The organism is Perspicuibacillus lycopersici, from assembly GCF_025660475.1.
GTDB classification, from domain to species: Bacteria; Bacillota; Bacilli; order Bacillales; family Caldibacillaceae; genus Perspicuibacillus; species Perspicuibacillus lycopersici.
Map to the genome: position 1 here is coordinate 644,867 of NZ_JAOUSF010000001.1, position 19,647 is coordinate 664,513.

14 protein-coding genes and 1 pseudogene are annotated in these 19,647 nt (G+C 36.4%); 8 read left to right on the forward strand and 7 right to left on the reverse strand.

Annotation, left to right across the window (positions count from 1 at the left end; translation table 11 throughout):
- Positions 1 to 37: 37 nt before the first annotated feature.
- Positions 38 to 1,519 carry a glutamate synthase small subunit gene (gltD, locus tag OEV98_RS03120; protein WP_263071738.1) on the reverse strand — a complete coding sequence of 494 codons (1,482 nt, stop codon included), beginning with the start codon at positions 1,517 to 1,519 and terminating at the stop codon, positions 38 to 40.
- A 15-nt stretch (positions 1,520 to 1,534) separates the two neighbouring features.
- Positions 1,535 to 6,064, reverse strand: coding sequence for a glutamate synthase large subunit (gene gltB, locus OEV98_RS03125; protein WP_263071739.1), 4,530 nt, complete (start codon positions 6,062 to 6,064; stop codon positions 1,535 to 1,537).
- Between the two features lie 245 nt (positions 6,065 to 6,309).
- Between gltB and OEV98_RS03130 the strand changes: the two genes are divergently transcribed.
- Positions 6,310 to 7,212, forward strand: a complete 903-nt coding sequence (locus OEV98_RS03130; RefSeq protein ID WP_263071740.1) for a LysR family transcriptional regulator — start codon at positions 6,310 to 6,312, stop codon at positions 7,210 to 7,212.
- Between the two features lie 98 nt (positions 7,213 to 7,310).
- Here the strand turns inward: OEV98_RS03130 and OEV98_RS03135 are convergent, their stop codons facing one another.
- The gene (locus OEV98_RS03135) at positions 7,311 to 7,619 is read right to left on the reverse strand and encodes a YqzG/YhdC family protein (protein WP_263071741.1); all 309 of its coding nucleotides are present in this window, start codon (positions 7,617 to 7,619) and stop codon (positions 7,311 to 7,313) included.
- A gap of 55 nt (positions 7,620 to 7,674) precedes the next feature.
- Complete coding sequence (locus tag OEV98_RS03140; protein WP_263071742.1) at positions 7,675 to 8,646, reverse strand: M14 family zinc carboxypeptidase; 972 nt, start codon at positions 8,644 to 8,646, stop codon at positions 7,675 to 7,677.
- A gap of 217 nt (positions 8,647 to 8,863) precedes the next feature.
- Here OEV98_RS03140 and OEV98_RS03145 point away from each other — a divergent pair, with 217 nt between their 5' ends.
- From OEV98_RS03145 to OEV98_RS03155, 3 genes are all read left to right on the forward strand, one after another.
- Positions 8,864 to 9,112, forward strand: coding sequence for a YhdB family protein (locus tag OEV98_RS03145; protein ID WP_263071743.1), 249 nt, complete (start codon positions 8,864 to 8,866; stop codon positions 9,110 to 9,112).
- A gap of 202 nt (positions 9,113 to 9,314) precedes the next feature.
- Entirely contained in the window at positions 9,315 to 9,746 is a 432-nt protein-coding gene (locus OEV98_RS03150; protein ID WP_263071744.1) for a disulfide oxidoreductase, read from the forward strand.
- 1 nt (position 9,747) lies between these two features.
- Complete coding sequence (locus OEV98_RS03155) at positions 9,748 to 10,218, forward strand: thioredoxin family protein (protein ID WP_263071745.1); 471 nt, start codon at positions 9,748 to 9,750, stop codon at positions 10,216 to 10,218.
- Between the two features lie 204 nt (positions 10,219 to 10,422).
- Here OEV98_RS03155 and OEV98_RS03160 read toward each other — a convergent pair whose 3' ends face one another.
- Positions 10,423 to 10,824 carry a YhcU family protein gene (locus OEV98_RS03160; protein WP_263071746.1) on the reverse strand — a complete coding sequence of 134 codons (402 nt, stop codon included), beginning with the start codon at positions 10,822 to 10,824 and terminating at the stop codon, positions 10,423 to 10,425.
- Between the two features lie 206 nt (positions 10,825 to 11,030).
- Between OEV98_RS03160 and OEV98_RS03165 the strand changes: the two genes are divergently transcribed.
- The 4 genes and pseudogenes from OEV98_RS03165 to OEV98_RS03180 all read left to right on the forward strand — a co-directional run bounded on the left by OEV98_RS03165 (position 11,031) and on the right by OEV98_RS03180 (position 17,298).
- Positions 11,031 to 11,930, forward strand: coding sequence for an RluA family pseudouridine synthase (locus OEV98_RS03165; RefSeq protein ID WP_263071747.1), 900 nt, complete (start codon positions 11,031 to 11,033; stop codon positions 11,928 to 11,930).
- Positions 11,931 to 12,285: 355 nt separating this feature from the next.
- Positions 12,286 to 14,438: pseudogene (locus OEV98_RS03170) on the forward strand (DNA topoisomerase III).
- Positions 14,439 to 14,568: 130 nt separating this feature from the next.
- Positions 14,569 to 15,312: a nucleotidyltransferase domain-containing protein gene (locus OEV98_RS03175; RefSeq protein ID WP_263071748.1), complete on the forward strand. Its 744-nt coding sequence runs from the start codon at positions 14,569 to 14,571 to the stop codon at positions 15,310 to 15,312.
- A 492-nt stretch (positions 15,313 to 15,804) separates the two neighbouring features.
- Entirely contained in the window at positions 15,805 to 17,298 is a 1,494-nt protein-coding gene (locus OEV98_RS03180) for a peptide MFS transporter (protein WP_263071749.1), read from the forward strand.
- 53 nt (positions 17,299 to 17,351) lie between these two features.
- On the opposite strand, the gene OEV98_RS03185 is transcribed toward OEV98_RS03180, so the two are convergent.
- Positions 17,352 to 18,410, reverse strand: coding sequence for a lactonase family protein (locus tag OEV98_RS03185; RefSeq protein ID WP_317633783.1), 1,059 nt, complete (start codon positions 18,408 to 18,410; stop codon positions 17,352 to 17,354).
- 180 nt (positions 18,411 to 18,590) lie between these two features.
- Positions 18,591 to 19,574, reverse strand: coding sequence for a coiled-coil domain-containing protein (locus OEV98_RS03190; RefSeq protein ID WP_263071751.1), 984 nt, complete (start codon positions 19,572 to 19,574; stop codon positions 18,591 to 18,593).
- Between the last annotated feature and the right edge of the window lie 73 nt (positions 19,575 to 19,647).

A 19,647-nucleotide genomic window follows, 5' to 3' on the forward strand; every position in this document is an offset into this window, starting at 1 on the left:
ATAAGCATATCCATTGGAAAAGTGGTATGGAAGTTCCTTATGAAAGTACTGTTTCCCCCATTAAATAACGGTCTACTTCACGTGCGGCTTCACGTCCTTCATTAATTGCCCAAACAATTAGGCTTTGCCCTCTTCGAGCATCACCTGCAGCAAAAACGCCAGGAATATTTGTTTTATATTGTCCATATTGTGCGTTTATTTTATTATTTACTGCTTCTACACCAAATTGGCTTAGTAATGTTAGTTCTGTCCCTACAAAGCCGATAGCAATAAAAACATAATCAGCTGGCCATACTTTTTCCGAACCTGGGAGCTCTTCAAAGTAATAACTTCCATCATCTAGAATACATTTCTTCATCCCAACGGTCACTAATTTCTTCACAAAACCATCTTCATCGGCAATAATTTCTTTCGTTTGAATTAAATATTGCCGTGGATCGGAGCCAAACTTTGCATTTGCTTCCTCATGAGCATAATCTAAAGTAAATATATTTGGAGCTGATGGCCACATATTATCCGTTCCACGACTACTTGGTAGTTGTGGGTGCTTGCTAAATTGCACTACACTGCGACAATTTTGGCGAAGTGCTGTAGCAACACAGTCAGCTCCAGTATCTCCACCACCAATTACAATGACATCTTTTCCTTCCGTATTAACGAATAGTTCATCTTGAAAATCAGAATTTAGTAAACTTTTAGTAGTCGAGGTTAAGTAATCCATCGCAAAATGAATACCTTTCGCTTCGCGACCGTGAATAACTAAATCTCTCTGCCTTTGAGCACCAGTGCATAAAATAATTGAGTCAAAGGATTCCTGTAATTCTTCTACTGTAATATCACGTCCGACTTCTGTATTGGTGATAAACGTAATTCCTTCCGCTTCCAATAATTTAATTCTCCGCTCCACTAGCTGTTTTTCTAGCTTCATATTCGGGATTCCATACATTAATAATCCACCAGGACGATCACTCCGTTCAAATACAGTCACCATATGCCCTGCTTGGTTTAATTGATCTGCACTTGCTAATCCAGCAGGGCCAGAGCCAATGATTGCAACTTTTTTTCCTGTTTGACGGGTTGGAATTCGTGGCTGAATCCATCCGTTTTCAAACCCTTTATCGATAATTGTTCGTTCAATATTTTTAATCGTAACTGCAGGATCTGAAATCGCTAACGTACAAGAACCTTCACAGGGAGCAGGACAAACCCTACCGGTAAATTCCGGGAAATTATTAGTCTTTAGTAATCGTTCAAGCGCTTCCTTCCATTTTCCTTGGTATACGAGATCATTCCACTCTGGAATTAAATTATGGATGGGACAACCACTTGTTGCCCCTCTAATTTCCATACCAATATGACAAAATGGTGTACCACAGTCCATACATCTTGCCCCTTGTTGTTTGACGGTATGCTCGTTGTACGGTGCGGAAAATTCTTTCCAGTCGTTTAATCGTTGGAGAGGATTGCGCTCTTTTATATTTTTTCGACTATATTCCATAAAACCTGTTGCTTTCCCCATTTTCTGCACTCCTCTCTAATTTGCGACTGATTCAACCTTCACTTCTTTACTTTCTTGGATCGTATGAAAAGCGTGGATAGTTGCTTGTTCATCCGAGAGACCAATTTCTTTTTGGGCTTGAATACTAGCCAATATTTGCTTATAATCCTTCGGAATTACACGGACAAATTTCTTTTTCAATGTATCCCAATCCTTTAAGATTTTTGCAGCTTTTCTACTTTCTGTATATTTCACATGATTTTCAAGCAATTCTTTTAATTCTTCTGAATGAAAGGATGTTTCGATTTCAATCATTTCTTTGTTTACCATAGATGTAAATTCGTTAATATTATCTGCTAGTACATAAGCAATTCCACCAGACATCCCGGCACCGAAATTTTTCCCGACATCGCCTAAAATGACGACTCGACCACCAGTCATATATTCACAGCCATGATCACCAATTCCTTCGACTACTACATTGACACCGCTATTACGTACCGCAAACCGCTCTCCTGCACGCCCATTGATGTATACCTCTCCACTCGTTGCACCATATAAAGCTACATTGCCAACGATTACGTTCTCAGCCGAAACAAATAATGAGTCACGGGGTGCTGTCACAATTAGTTTTCCACCCGATAAACCTTTTCCTAAATAATCGTTGATATCACCTGTAATAGATAATGTCATCCCTTTTGGAACAAATGCCCCGAAGCTTTGCCCGGCAGATCCTATGAAGTTTAGGATAATCGTATCATCTGGTAAACCTTCTTCACCGTAGCGTTTCGAAAGCTCGCTTCCAACAATCGTACCAACCGCTCGGTCAATATTTTTTATTGGCATTGTTAAGCTAACTGGCTGTTTTTCTTCAATTGCATGGATTACTTGCGGTAATATTTGTGCCTCATCCAATGTTTTTTCCAATTGATGATTTTGGGCAATTTTCCGTGTACGAATTCCGCTTGGCTGGTGGAGCAGCTTGCTTACATTTAAATATTTTGCTTTCCAATGAGATTCGACACGTTCACTTACCTGCAGTACATCGGTACGTCCAACCATTTCTTCGATTGTCTGAAAGCCAAGAGCTGCCATTAGCTCACGTACTTCTCTTGCAACAAAATACATAAAATTAACTACATGATCTGCACTTCCGGTAAATTTATGGCGAAGCTCTGGATTTTGTGTAGCTATGCCAACCGGACATGTATCAAGGTGGCAAGCACGCATCATTACACAGCCCATCGAAATTAGTGGAGCTGTTGCAAATCCAAACTCCTCCGCACCAAGTAATGCTGCCATTACAACATCTTTTCCTGTCATCAGCTTACCATCTGTTTCTAGCACCACTCGCTCACGAAGACCGTTTAGCATTAATGTTTGATGGGCTTCCGCAAGACCTAGCTCCCATGGTAGTCCAGTATGCTTAATACTCGTCTTTGGTGACGCACCTGTCCCCCCATCATAGCCACTGATTACAATAACGTCCGCATTTGCCTTTGCGACACCGGCAGCTATAGTACCTATACCCGATTTCGAAACAAGCTTCACGCTAATTCTGGCATCTCTATTAGCATTCTTTAAATCATAAATAAGCTGTGCTAAATCCTCAATAGAATATATATCATGATTTGGTGGTGGAGAGATAAGACCAACACCAGGTGTCGAACCCCGAACATCTGCTACCCAAGGGTATACTTTATTCCCTGGTAATTGTCCGCCTTCGCCTGGCTTTGCACCTTGTGCCATTTTAATTTGCAATTCATCTGCATTTACAAGGTAATGGCTTTTTACTCCAAAACGCCCGGATGCTATTTGTTTAATCCTGCTCCTCCGATTGTCACCATTTTCATCAATAACATAACGGCTTGGATCCTCGCCACCTTCACCACTGTTGCTCTTTCCACCTATACGGTTCATTGCAATTGCTAATGTTTCATGGGCTTCTTTGCTTAAGGATCCAAAGGACATCGCACCTGTTTTAAATCTTTTCACAATGCTCTCAATCGACTCTACCTCACCCAAAGGAATCGGTTGACGATCAGTAAAGCTAAACAAATTCCGAAGAAAACTTAAGCTTTCTTCATTAGCCATCTCGGTATATTTTTTAAAAAGCTGATAATCTCCTTTTCGGACTGCCCATTGAAGCGTGTGTATCGTTTTTGGATTAAACGCATGATGCTCTCCTTGCTTACGCCATTGGAAATCGCTTCCCGATTCTAATGTTTGGTCAAGAAAATCGTTGTACGCAGCTTGATGACGTAGGATTGCTTCTTTTGCTATGATATCTAAACTAATTCCACTTAGCTGGGAAGCCGTACCAGTAAAATATTTATCTATGACGTCAGAAGAAATACCAACAGCCTCAAAAATTTGTGCACCACGGTAACTTTGAACGGTAGAAATACCCATTTTTGCCATTACTTTAACGATCCCATCGTTAATTGTGTTTATATACTTTGAAACAGCTGTTTGATAAGAAACGGTAAGACTTCCATTTGCTATTTCTTTTTTATACGTAGCAAAGGTTAAATAAGGATTAATCGCATCCGCACCGTAACCTAGTAGTGTAGCAAAATGATGAACCTCCCTCGTTTCTCCTGATTCCACAACAATACTTGCCATTGTTCGTAAGCTGGTGGAAATAAGTCTTTGGTGGATAGCACTTACCGCTAATAATATTGGCATTGCAATTTGGTTGTTCTTCATATTTCGATCGGAAAGAATAAGTATATTTACTCCATCTTTCACAGCCTGCTCTGCATGATTACATAGCTGTTCGATTTCATCCGCTAACAGACCTGTAAAAATGCAATCAATCATTTTACTCGTATACCCCGGAAGTAAATTTTCCTTCAATTGTACCAATTGACCATCCGTTATAATGGGGGTATCCAATTGAATTCGCTGACAATTTGCCTCTGTAGGCTGGAGTATATTTCCTTCAGTCCCTAAATAAGTAATCGTCGATGTAACAATTTTTTCACGAATGGAATCAATAGGCGGATTGGTAACCTGTGCAAATAATTGTTTGAAGTAGTTAAACAATGATTGAGGCCGGTCCGATAATACGGCAAGTGGGGTATCATTTCCCATAGAACCAAGCGGATCTTTTCCATCATGTATGATTGGAAGTAAATATTTTTGGACATCTTCATACGTATATCCAAATGCCTTTTGCCTAATAAGTAAATCAGGAATTTCGTTTTTTTCTATCTCCTTATCATCTAATGTAATTCGTCCATTTGTTAGCCATTCTTGATAAGGATGTTCCTTTGCCATATTTGATTTAATTTCTTCATCGGAAATTATCCGTCCTTCTTCTAAATCGATAAAAAGCATTTTTCCAGGGCTTAAACGATCCTTATATAGAATGTTTTCCGTGTCAACATCTACTACGCCAACCTCAGAAGAAAAAATAATATAATCATCCTTTGTAACATAATATCGAGCTGGACGGAGGCCATTCCGATCTAAAATAGCTCCAATTTTTCTACCGTCGGAAAATAATATTGCTGCAGGTCCGTCCCATGGCTCCATTAATAAACTAAAATACTCATAGAATGCTCGCTTTTCTTGTGATATATGAGGATTTTCAGACCATGGCTCAGGAACTAGCATCATCGCAACTTTTGCAGGATCCATGCCAGACAGAACAAAAAACTCAAAGGCATTATCTAAAATCGAGGAATCACTTCCATCAGTATTTAATAACGGCAAAATTTTATCTGCATCGGAACCGAAAGCAGTAGTCGCTAGGTTCTTCTCCCGTGCTCGCATCCAATGGACATTCCCTTTTAATGTATTAATCTCTCCATTATGGAGTAAGTATCGATTCGGATGAGCCCTCTCCCAGCTTGGAAAAGTATTCGTACTAAAGCGAGAATGCACCATTGCAAACGAAGATACAAAATCCTCATCCTGTAAATCTGTATAAAACGAATCCACCTGCTCTGGTGTTAATAGACCTTTATAGACAATCGTTCGACTAGAAAGTGAAACAATATATAATTTTTTATCATCGGCAATTGACCATTTTTCTATTAATTTTCGAATGACAAATAATTTTTTTTCGAATGTAAGTACATCGATTTTGCTATCACTTGCTCCTATGAATACTTGGCGCACAACTGGACAACTCACTTGAGCCTGTTGTCCCAGCTTTCCTACTTCTGTTGGCACTGTACGCCATCCGAGCACAATTTGTCCTTCTTCCGTAATCACTCTATTAATCATCGATTCTATTTCTATTTGTTCGTTTGCGTTATTTCCTAAAAAAAGCATGCCAACCCCGTAAGAGCCTTTTTCGGGAAGCTTTATTTGTGGAATTTTTTTCCGAAAAAAACGGTCAGGAATTTGGACCATAATTCCTGCCCCATCACCTGTATAGGGATCATTCCCTTTTCCAGCTCGATGGTCCAATTTGCATAGCATCTCCAATCCAGTTTTTACAATTTCATGGGTTGCATATCCTTTAATATGAGCATATAAACCAATCCCACAAGCATCATGTTCAAATGCAGGATTATATAGTCCTTGCGAAGACGGCAATTGGTGAAATGTCATCTTATCGCTCCTTTCTATTAAATTAATATATTTTATCTATCCTTCAGGCTAACGCAGAGAAAAGCTTCTTATCGAATACAATCAGTAAATTTCTGTTTAACGGAAAATTTTATCCTTTTTCCGAGAAAATTCCGCTAAATTTGGGAAGTTTCAGTTTAATTACAATTATATATTTTCAAATTTATATAAACAATATATGATATAGATAGATATAATCTAAATTTCATATGAATGGAGGGTGGATTATGGAACTCCGCCAACTTCGATACTTTGTAGAGGTTGCTGATCGTGAGCATATGACTTCTGCTGCAGAGTATCTCCATGTCGCTCAATCAGCTGTAAGCTTGCAAATTACGAAGCTCGAAGCAGAGCTGGGGGTCAAATTATTTGAACGTGTTGGAAGAAGTGTCAAGCTCACACAAATCGGAAAAATATTTTTATTCCACACAAAAAAAGCATTAGATGCGATTGATTATGCAAAAACAAAGGTTGATGAATTCCTTGACCCTGAGCACGGAACGATAAAAATTGGTTACCCATCCAGCTTAGCCAGTTATTTTTTACCGACTATTATTTCTTCATTTAAACAAGAGCATCCGAATGTTGCCTTTCATTTACGTCAAGGCTCCTATTCATTTTTAATTAATGCCGTAAAAAATGGGGAAATTAATATTTCATTTCTTGGGCCAGTTCCAACCGATGACAATGATCTGCATCCATATGTATTATTTACCGAGAGCTTTTCTGCATTAGTTCCTATTACACACCCATTAGCAAAAAAACAAAGTATTTTTTTAACTGAGTTAAAAAATGATGATTTTATTTTATTTGCTGGAGGTTATATTTTACGGAAAATTGTGGTTGATGCTTGTAAGCAAGCAGGATTTGCACCAAAAATTGCTTCTGAGGGAGAAGATTTGGATGCCATAAAAGGTTTAGTATCTGCGGGTATTGGGGTTAGTATTTTACCTGATAATTCACTTTATGATAATGTGCCAAGGTTAACAAAAAAAATCCCCATTGAATTTCCAGAAGTGAAACGCTCGGTCGGAATTATTATTCCTCAGCATCGGGAGTTAGCCCCTTCTGAAAATGTTTTTTATCAATTTGTAAAAGGCTTCTTTTCAAAATTGGAACGTTACCAATAATAAAAAGAATAAATTCACCACATTATGAAGAGACTGCCGATAAGCTTTACCGATAGTCTCTTCAATAATTCACTCAAAGCTAGATATAAAATATATTTCTATTCTTCCTGTACGGTTAATGTGACTAATTTATTATTTGCCAAATGATGGGAAATAATGACCCGAATAAATTTTGACTGTCCGTTTTCAACTACTTCAAATCGAAAAGTATCGGTAACCTCATCATCTGATTTCTTTTCTCTTCCTACATACTCATACTCCACAAGCTCCTCGCCAGGATAATCCTCCCGAACGACAGCAGTGGCAATTCGACCATATTTTTCATAGCCATCTTGTTGTGCATGACCGGTTAATGGACTAGAAATAATCAACGTATAAAGTAACAATAGAAATAATATTTTTTTCATCATAAACCTCCTAATCGTTTTTTCTATTTTTTATTAAAAGCATTCGAAGTATGCACTAAAATTTTTCTGCTTCTTCCGCTAAAACGAATCCGATATACTGGTTTCTCTCCCATTCTTCATGAAGCTGTGCAATTGGTGGATTTGTTTCCCCCTGAAAATCACATAATTCAAGGGTAAAACTTGGTCGATTAAATGCTGCAATAAACCAGTCGGTAAATCCACCTCCTGTTGCGTTTTTTGGAGGGGTTGCTAAAGGATAGCCCGTATAGAAGGATAGCTTTTGTCCAATTTGAAAATCCCGGAAAATATTTTGGTGATTTCCGTATCTCCAGAAAATTTCTCGACCAGAGGAATGATAGGTAATTGCAGCTTGTGGTTTAATTTTCTTCACAAATTGCACGAGCGCTTGAACTTCTTTTGCTTCAAGTGGCTGCTTGCCTTTATAAAATTTATAAAATGGTTTGCTCGGCGATGGTACAGTACTCCAACCAGCAGGATATTGACGATTTAAATCAATCCCAACACCATTTGCCTTCCAACGATGGTAATTAGTGGAGCCATCATTGAAAGAAGTAATTTTCTCTCGCATATTTTCAGGAATTTTTCCCTGTTGAATGGAAATTCCATCCGGATTCAGCATTGGTACAAACCAAATCGATACTTTATCGAGTATTGACGGTTCAAACCAACCGACACGTATATTGTTTGTATAAGCATTTGCATAGTGCTCCAGCATCATCATTAATAAGTTGGAAGTAATCCATTCCCTACCATGATGGGCACCAACCAGGAGAATATTTTTTTCTCCTCGCCCAAGATGTACTGCCCAAATTGGTTTTCCAAGATGACTTTGACCAATCTGCTCGATTGTTAACGTATTACAATACTCTTGCTTTAATCCATTTAAATCGGTAATCAATTGTTCATAATCATATGGATGTTTTCCTTCAATTGTGTAAGCTTGTCCAGTTTGAACAGATTGTAAGAAAAAAATAATAATGATTGGAATTAGTGGTATTTTTTTCATTCGCACTCCTTATCCAATTCTTTTCCCACAAGCATGCAGGATATTCTATTTCTCAGTACAGATGTTGCTTATTTTTTACGAAAAACCATTTTCCAATCGCCGAATATACTGGTAAATACATACGGTCCAGTAATTACAGTACTGTAAAGTTTTTCAGTGAAAAAATTACACCTACCGGGCTTATACTATTAACAACTCCTTCAAAGGAGGAAACATAATGAACAAAGTTGATTATGACAGAGCTTTATATTACACATACCGTTCCCAATGGGACAATTTGCTTATCTTAATGGTTCGAACAAAAGATGATTTTTTAGCAAAAAAAATTGAACATTTTTTACACGCCTATTACTACCAAACAGATGACCGAGTCGTTGAAAAATATTTATTTTCATTACTACAATATGTAGATTATGCAGATGCTCAGGCAACTACCGTTCAAGAGGAAATATGGTATTCCATTTAAGCCGATAATTTACGAAAGAAACGATAGATAAGACCGTGCAAATGGGAAAATTGCATGGTCTTTCTTTTTGCGTTATATGCAAGCGAAAAATGACAGAAATGACAGGAGTGTAATCATTTTGTTACCGTTTCTTAAATGACATATGGTAAAATACAGTGGCATAGATTTCAAAAAATTAGATTTTTTTAGGCGGGTGAATTGGTTGTCTGCAAACAAAAAATTGGATAATTTATTTTTTTTAAGCTGGGTTACCTCTATTATTGCCATGTTTGGAAGTTTATATTTTTCCGAAATCAGGCAATATATTCCTTGTGAATTATGCTGGTACCAACGAATTTTAATGTATCCAATGACTATCCTATTAGGGATTGCATATGTTCGAAAAGACTGGCATATGAGTTTATATGCAATGATTTTGTCAGCAGCCGGGGGAATCATTTCGATATATCATTATTCGATACAAAAAATAACCGTTCTTGGTGATTCAACTGGTTTTTGTGGACAAGTTCCATGTACTGCTCAATACATTAATTGGTTTGGTTTTATTACCATACCATTTTTAGCATTACTTGCCTTTCTAATAATATTCATCATTAGTTTACTTATTTGGAAGCAATTGAAGGAGGCTAAATAGCTTGAAAAAGATCCTTATCTTTTTAGGAATTATTATCATTATTTTTGGAGCCATCGGTTTATTAAATTATTACCAGAAGCAAGCTGCACTAAAGGACAATCCGTATAAAACTAATGATTTGCATGCATCGACCATTGATCAACTTAAAGATAAAAATTATGCAAATATTATTTTGCCGGATGATCTAAAGCAAGAATTAGAAAATGGAGAAACAGAAACTGTTTATTTCTTCAGTCCTGAATGTCCACATTGTCAAAAGACTACACCAATTGTTGCTCCTTTAGCAAAGGATTTAGGCATTGATTTAAAAATGTATAATGTTCTTGAGTTTGAAGAAGGCTGGGATGATTACGCAATCAAAGGAACTCCAACGATTATTCATTTCGAAGATGGAAAAGAAGTAGCCCGAATCGATGGATATCGTGAAAAAGAAGTATTCCAGCAATGGTTTGAGGAAAATGTTTTAGAGTAATTTACAAAATAAAGAGGATACCCAACACAAGCACTCTTCCCGACTGCATATCTAAGCATATGTGCATTTTGATATGCTTTAGTAATGGAAAAGATGTTTTGTGATGGGTATCCTCTTTTGTTTTATATTTTCGTTTGCCTGTTGATAAAGATTCATAGTGAATTTACGTACATACAATAGATAAACATCTATGTATTTTACGCGTTAAACTAACCATTCATTAGCAGCCTTAATATAAATACTTCCAGACTCCAATGAAATATCCTTATCTCCCATAAATTGATCATAGGTAAACGGAAACGTCATATCTACTTCATTAAGAATTTCAGCATTTTTCTCAAACATTTGTTGATAATGATGTCTATTTTCCATATGATTAGACTCGATAAGCGAAATGAGAATTTCTAAACTGCTGATAATTTGATATGATTCCTTTAACGTACCTGACAACTGATTTTGATTGGATACATTTAAAAAATTCCATTCAATAAAGGAATGAATTTCATCATCTGAAAAATACTTTGGAAAAATGGTGGAATAAAAATATTCAACCAAATGCTTAATTTTACTTTCTTGTTCTGGGGTTGAAGCATAAACAATCTTCAATGACGACCCACCTTTATACAATTCGTATTTCGACTGATTACTCTTGACTGTTTCCTTAGTAAAAACGTTACTAATAGAATAACATAAAGAGAACGTATGATAGAGTGGGAATTGAAGGTGCCGTGTGAAATATTTGGTAGATACCCGATAATTTTCTAACTCGGACAAATAAACGAAACAATTTTTGTACATGAGAGGAACTATAAATGGAAACCGCTAAAACGAATAACTACTTAAACATCGTCGTTCCAGAGATTTGGGATGGTTTATCAATTGAACAATTACTTAAAGAATTTTGGAAGCTGCCAAGGAAAATGATTCATCAATATCGGATGGATAAATCGATACATATCAATGGACAGCCTATCCCTTTTTCTACGAAATTAGCAACTGGCGATACTTTATCCATATCGGTATTTACAGAAAAAGAATATGGTGTTTTACCTACCCCTATTGATATCGAAATTTTATTTGAAGATGAACACCTACTGATTGTAAATAAACCGGCAAATTTAGCAACCCACCCAAACGATACAAGCGATACGTATACATTAGCTAACGCAGTAGCACATCATTTACAGAAAAAAGGGGAAATTGCGAAAGTCCAGCATATCCATCGGCTTGATAAGGATACTACTGGTGCGATTTTGTTCGCTAAGCACTCCTTAAGTGGTGTGTTACTTGATCAAATGCTCGAAGGAAGAAAAATAAAACGAACATATACTGCGCTTGTACACGGCAAACTGGCACAGCAAAAAGGAACAATTCATAAAAAAATCGGTCGTGACAGACATCATCCAACAAGACGGAGAGTTTCCCCTTCAGGGCAGGATGCTATCACCCATTATGAGGTAATCCATTACAACGAGAAAACAAAGATTAGTCAAATATATTGTCGTCTCGATACAGGTAGAACTCATCAAATCAGGGTCCATTTGTCATCCATCGGACATCCGCTTGTTGGGGATGTTTTATATGGGGGGAAGCCGATAGTACATCGGCAGGCATTACATGCAAAATTTCTTTCCTTTATTCACCCGATTACATTAAAAAAAGTCGAAATAGAAGCACCATATTTAGACAAGCCAGCTATTTTTGAGGGATAATACACAACCAATAAAACGGCAGGAGAAAAATTCCCCTGACGTTTTATTAGCTAATAATATAGGTAATTTTCAGCCTCTACCATACAAACGAAAAGAAATTCCATTAACAATTCGGCAAAAATACTATACAATAAAACTACCCACCTACCCTTTTCTCCTCCCTCACTACTACCACTATTTTTCTTTTCATTTTCCAACACCTCTTCCAACAATGAAATAGAATGAAAACGTTCGTAAACTACCTCTCATTAAGGATAAAGAAAAAACAAATGCGGTTTATCTCATTTAATGAATGCTATGTTGAAAAAATAAAGCGTCATTATTTATAAAAATCGTAAAGGAGTAAACTTGAAAGATGAAACTTATATTAGCGGAAAAACCGGATCAAGGCAGAACCCTTGCATCTGTTTTTAAAACAAAAAAAGCAGATGGATATATTGAAATATTACCAAATACTATATTTCCAGAAGGTGCTTACATCTCATGGGCAATTGGGCATATTTGTGAGCTAGTTCCCCCTGAAAAATATCATCCAGAATGGAAAAAATGGGCACTTGATACGTTACCGATAATTCCAGACCAATTCCAATATACTGTCACGAAAGATAAAGCAAAGCAGTTTGCCATAATAAAAAAATTAGTTAACGATCCAAAAGTAACAGAAATCATTCACGCAGGTGATGCTGGTCGCGAAGGAGAGCTAATTATCCGAAATATTCTTCGATTAACCAATGCAAAACAACCGATGAAACGTTTGTGGATTTCCTCCTTAACACCAAAATCGATTACAGAAGGATTTCAGAAGCTATTAAATGAAGCTGACACTAGAAGCCTTTATTTTGAAGCATAGCATATACAAGAGCATGTGCAGATTGGGTCGTTGGCATCAATGCTTCCCGATTATATAGCTTACTTCTCCAGCAAAAAGGATTTTCCGATGTATTCTCTGTGGGGCGCGTGCAAACACCAACACTAGCACTAATTGTTAAAAGAGAGCTAGAAATTGAGAAATTTGTTTCTGAACCATTTTGGGAGGTTCACGCACAATTTACGTTTAGCGGAAAAAAATACCGTGGCAAATGGCAAAACGATGGAGATTCACATATCCAAACAATAGAGCTTGCCGAAAAAATTGCATCCTTTTGTAAAAAGAAGGATGCAACTATTTCCAATGTAGAAGCGGAGCAAAAAGAATTTTACCCACCACTTCTATATAATTTATCCGCATTACAAGCGGAAGCTAATCGTTTGTATAAATTTCCACCGAAAAAAACATTAGATGTTTTGCAAGTTCTATATCAACGAGGCATTGTGTCTTACCCTCGTTCCGATTCACGCTATGTAACACCAGGGGAAGCGGAAACCTTTCCGGAAATTTTACAAAAAATCGAAAGGATTCCGCAGTTTGCTAACCTTTTCCCATTACCGACTTCATCAATCGCAAATAATAAACGATATGTTAATGAAAAAAAGGTAACCGATCACTATGCAATTATTCCTACGGAACAAGTGCCAAATATGGAACGATTAAGCAGTGATGAGCAAAAGTTATACCATTTAATTGCCCGCAGTTTAATTGCAGCCCATTACGAAAAAGCCGTCTATGAATATACGACGTTGACAACTTTAGTTGATGGACGAGCAACCTTCATTTCAAAGGGAAAAGTACAGCTACAGGAGGGCTGGCGGAAAGTAATTCCGGCATCGGATAAAGAAAATGAACCGGAGCTTCCACAATTAGCAAAGGGTGACAGTGGTCAAGTTGCAAAGGTGGAGGTAAAAGAAAGTAAAACACAGCCACCAAAAAGATATACAGAAGGTCAGTTAATAACATTAATGAAATCAGCAGGAAAGCATATTGAGGATAAAGAATTAGAAAAAGTATTAACCGCTACCGAGGGCCTTGGTACCGAGGCAACCCGCGCCGGAATCATTACAATGCTAAAGGACCGCAAATATATTGACATTAAAAAAAATCTTGTCTACGCAACAGCAAAGGCAAAGATTTTAATTGGAGCAATTGGCGGTGAATTACTCGCTTCACCAGAAATGACGGCAAAATGGGAACAACGACTAAAAGAGATTTCCGAAGGGAAAGCAAATGCTAAACAATTTATGGAATTAACGAACAAGATGGTAACCCATTTAATTGCAAAGACATCACAGCACGTTAACGAATGGTCATTTGAAAACGAACTAGTAGAAGCCTTCGTTCCAAGACAATATAAAAGGCAATCAGCAACTAATTTAGGTACATGCAAGCTTTGTGGTGGCAAGGTGGTTGACAAAGGAAATTTCTATGGCTGTGCCAACTATCAAAAAAACGGATGTAGTTTTACCATTACCAAAAAACTACTTGGAAAAACCATCACCCAGGCACAAGTAAAGAAATTACTGAAGGATGGCATTACAGATAAAATCGAAAACTTCAAAAGTAAAGAAAAAACATTTGCAGCGAAGTTAAAATGGGATGAAAAAGAAAAGAAAATCGCTTTTGATTTTCATTAAAGACTGTTTTCCACTAGAATCAAAGAATAATGCTTTGATTCTTTTTTAAATTCCATACGAAAAGTGTAACAATAAAGAAGTCTGTTTGGACAGCACATTTATGCTTTTTCCTATGATAAGAGGTGAAAATATGGATATCTTTAAAGACACAAATTTCCCATGGCTAGCGGAACGAACGATCCTACTTGCTCCATCTGGTAGCTTTGCATACGGAACAAATACCGATAGCTCTGATAAAGATTATAAAGGCATTTGTATTCCACCAATTGAATTTTATTTAGGATTGCAATCGTTCAACGAATTCAACACAACAGGTGGTAAAAAATATCGAAATACTAAGGATGATATCGATGTCACCATTACCCATATAAATAAATTTGTAAAAGATGCAATAAAGGGTGTACCAAATAATTTGGAGTTATTGTTTATGCAAACAAACGATTACCTTAAAGTAACCGAGCTTGGCAAAATGCTTATCAACAACCGCCAGCTTTTTTTATCCAAACGGGTATATAAAAAATATAATGGTTATGCGCAATCGCAAATAAAAAAGCTGTCAAAGCCACATTCCACCCATACTATCGGAACGGAAGCACGATACGACACAAAAATGTTTATGCACAGTATCCGCCTTCTCACAAGTGCCATTGAAATTCTTGAAACTGGAAATTTCCACACCTACCATCCGAAAAGACAGCTTTTACTTGATTGTCGAAATGGAAAGTACAGCTTTTCTGAAGCAATGGAACTAATACAATATTATGATCAAAAGCTCCAGGTCGCCTATAGAACATCAAGCATTCCTGAGGAACCAGACGTTTCACAAATAAATAACTTATTAATTTCCATTAATAAAGAAGCATTACAACTTTAAACATAGGCTAGAAGACTACAAGGACAATGCAAATGTAGTCTTTTTTGTTTGCACTAGCTTAGTGATAGATTGTACTTTACTTTCTCTAGCATACGAATTTCTCCTTGCCTCCCATTCATTGATCGATTACACTTATTTCTTTTGCGGCACGTCAATATGTAGTTACCCGCTTTTTACAAATTGATTTCCATAGTAAATATCCCTCCTTCCTCGTTTATACAGTAGTGTTTGAGATTTTATTCAAATAATAACCTTCATAATCATCAAATTATTATATCGAAATAATTTAATATATTTCCATATAATTCCAATGAAATTCATATTCATTTTTAATATACTAAATACTATCTTTTTTACGAAACCAAATCTCGTAATTTGTCGATTTTTCGAAAAATTCGAAGGAGAAAATATAATTTAACTAGATATAATCTTAAATTGACAAATACAGATAAATCATATTATTATATTAAGATAATAAAGGAGGAGTTATTTGTGACACCTATAGACAAGCAAAAAATTGTTGATAGTGTACCACAGAGAGGCTTTTTTGGGCATCCTAAAGGTTTATTTACACTATTCTTTACTGAATTCTGGGAGCGATTCTCCTATTATGGAATGAGAGCAATCCTAGTCTATTATATGTACTACGAAGTAACAAAAGGCGGTTTAGGTTTACCAGAACCTACTGCATTAGCGATTATGTCAATCTACGGTTCTTTAGTCTACATGTCAGGAATCATCGGTGGTTGGGTTGCTGATAGATTGATTGGTACTTCTAATTCAGTATTTTACGGTGGAATATTAATCATGCTAGGGCATATTGCACTTGCTATCCCTGGAAGCTTTCCATTATTTGTGGTATCAATGGTACTTATCGTTCTAGGAACTGGATTATTAAAACCAAATGTTTCGAGCATCGTTGGAGACCTTTATAATGAAAATGATGCGCGTCGTGACTCTGGTTTTAGTATTTTTTACATGGGAATTAACTTAGGTGCATTTATTTCACCTTTTATTGTCGGAAAAATTGGAACTAACTATAGTTTTCATCTAGGTTTTTCTTTTGCGGCAGTTGGTATGTTAGTTGGATTAATCGTATTTATTATTTCCAAACGAAAAAATTTAGGTTTGGCAGGAAGCTACATTGCAAACCCACTATCAGCCCATGAAAAGAAAAAAGTCTTTTCAATCTTTGGTGCTGCTGTCTTAGTTATAGCAATCCTATGTGCCATTTTAATCCCAAATGGCTGGTTAACCTTCGATAGATTTGTCGCACTTGTCGGAATTTTAGGTATATTAATTCCTACAATTTATTTTATTAGTATGTATCGTAGTCCAAAAACTACGAAAGTTGAACGATCCAGATTACTTGCCTATATTCCATTATTCATTGCGTCTGTAATGTTCTGGGCGATCCAAGAACAAGGTTCTACCATCCTAGCAAATTATGCAGATAAACGAACACAATTGCATTTTGCAGGGATTAATATTTCTCCTGCATGGTTCCAATCGATGAACCCATTATTTATCATTGTGCTTGCACCTATTTTTGGTTGGTTTTGGATCAAATTAGGAGATAAAAATCCATCGATTCCGAAGAAATTTTCTTTTGGATTATTGTTTGCTGGATTATCCTTTATCGTTATTTTACTACCTGCGTATCTTGGTGGTACGGATTCATTAGTTAATCCATTATGGTTAGTGTTAAGCTATTTTGTCGTAGTACTTGGGGAATTATGTTTATCACCTGTTGGATTATCCGCTACTACTAAATTAGCGCCTGCAGCCTTTTCCGCTCAAACAATGAGTCTTTGGTTCCTATCCAATGCTGCTGCACAAGCGATTAATGCACAAATAGTGAAATTTTATAAACCAGAAACTGAAATGATTTATTTCGGTGTGATTGGTGGAATGGCGATTTTACTTGGTATTATTCTATTTATCATTTCACCTATTATTCAAAAGCATATGCAAGGAATCAAATAATAGCTTAAGCAAAGGGATATCCATTCAAACGGATATCCCTTTTTTTTCTAATATTAATAATTTAGAAATTTTACACAAACAGGATGTGGAACGGTTATTTCTGATTGTAATACCGTCAATGTTCCTGTTTCATTATTTCTTCGATACAAAACGATATTACTAGATTCTTGATTCGATCCAATAAAATAATTTTCGGTTGGATCTAAAATAAAGTCACGTGGCCAATCCCCTTCACTGGAAGCATACTCCACGAATGTTAGTTCACCTGTTTCTTCATTCACCCGATAAATTGCTATAGAATTATGTCCACGATTTCCTGCATATATAAATCGTCCATCGCGAGAAATATGAATGGCACTTCCTTGATTATTTTCAGTAAAATCCGCAGGGATTGTGGAAATATATTGGAATTCACGGAAGCTACCGTCTTCAGCGTTGTATGTTAATCCAATAACTTCATTACTAAGCTCTGTCATTACATAGGCAAATTTACCATTTGGGTGAAATGTTAAATGTCTAGGACCACTTCCTGAACGGACAGTCAAGCTTTGTACTTCAGTTAGTTGTCCATCATTCACTTCATACGTTACAATCTTATCTGTTCCTAAATCCACTACGACAATATATTTTTCATCTGGAGTAAAATCCGAGTAGTGAACATGTGGCTTCTCTTGTCTTTCTTTATTTGGACCTTCTCCTTCATGTTGAACAAAAGAAGCTTGTGGGTGAAGGCTACCATCTGCTTTCGTTAAAAATGCTTCCACTAACCCTTTGTGATAGTTTGCAGCTACAACAGTTTTATTATTGCTGTCCACTGCAATATAACAAGGGGAAGCACCTTCCATAAGCTGTTTGTTTAGCTCCGTTAAATCCCCAGTTTCTTTATTAATACGATAAGCCGCAACTCCACCGTTTCCACCGTCTTTTCCTACCGCATATAAGTATTGATTATCCTTACTAACATTTACATAGGTAGGATTGCCTAATCTAGCTACAGGCTTTATATTTTCAATCTTTTCTGTTTCTATATTTAATTCAAAGAAATAGATACCTTCACTATCCCCTTTTGTATATGTACCGATATATCCTCGAAATTTTTGTGCTTCCATAATATGCTCGTACTCCCTTCCAAACTAATTAGTAACGCTTACAATAAGATTATATCACAAACTAAAATAGTAGCGTTATGAATACGGTAGTATAAATTTGTCCTCGACTATATTGCAATATTTCCCTTCGATTTCCCTATCAATACTAAAAGCGATACCTCCACAGTATCGCCAATAGATGAATTACTCATTATTATTATCTTTATCTTTATCCTTACTAGACGGTAGCAATTGGAATGTGAAGGGCTCCTTTGTACCGGATAGTAAGTTAGATAAATAGGTTGATGTTTTTTTATAACTATTTTCAATTAGCTCCGATAAATAACTCGTTCTTTCAAAGAGGATGGTTCGTAAATGTGTAACCTGTCTCAATAATTTTTCAGTCAATGCTTCCTGGTTATCTAATCGTTCATTAATCATACTATCCATATTTTCATGGGCTACCAAATGCTTCTGTAGGTTTTGCTGTACAGTTGCTTGATCTTGTATATTTTGTAGAATTTCGGACTGGGTATTCTCTTGCCCGGTGAACCGTTCCACAAGTTCTTTACCTTGTGACTCAAATTCTGCCAACAACATTGTTTGGATATTTTCTTGCGCCACTAAACGGTTTAGCGTATCATTGGAATGACTTTCCAGCTTTTCAAATAGGCTATAATATATCTCTTCATGATTTGCTAAAACTTGTAATGTCTGTTGCTGTAATTTTGATAAGTTGGCAATTCCTTCCATTAAACTATTAAATAATATTTGGTATTTTTCTAGATTTCTTGTCATTTCTTGATTGGAATTGCTGATTTTTTCTATTTTTAAAAGTACTTCATCTTCACGGATTGCTAACGAACGGATTTGGTCTTGCTGAACAAAATCACTCTTTTCCATTCTCACTAGTTGCTGCACAACATCTGTTCCAATTTGCTGTTGTTGAAGATAGTTAGTCTTTAATTCCGTTAATTTCTTATCTACCGTATCTAATTGCTTCGAGCGCGTATTTTCAATACTTTTTATATTCTCAAGAGAATTGTATAATTTTATGTTTCCTTCGTATTGATCCTGCAGCAATCTATTTAAATAATCCAATCGCCAATACGATTGGTTTGCTTCGATAAGTTCCCCATTATTTTTATACACATCGGGATGATCACCATTATTTATGAAAATTCCCATTTAAACTCCTCCTCACCAATCGTGATGTATTACCATCATATGCGTAACAATGGTGGGTGGGACTCTGAGAAGA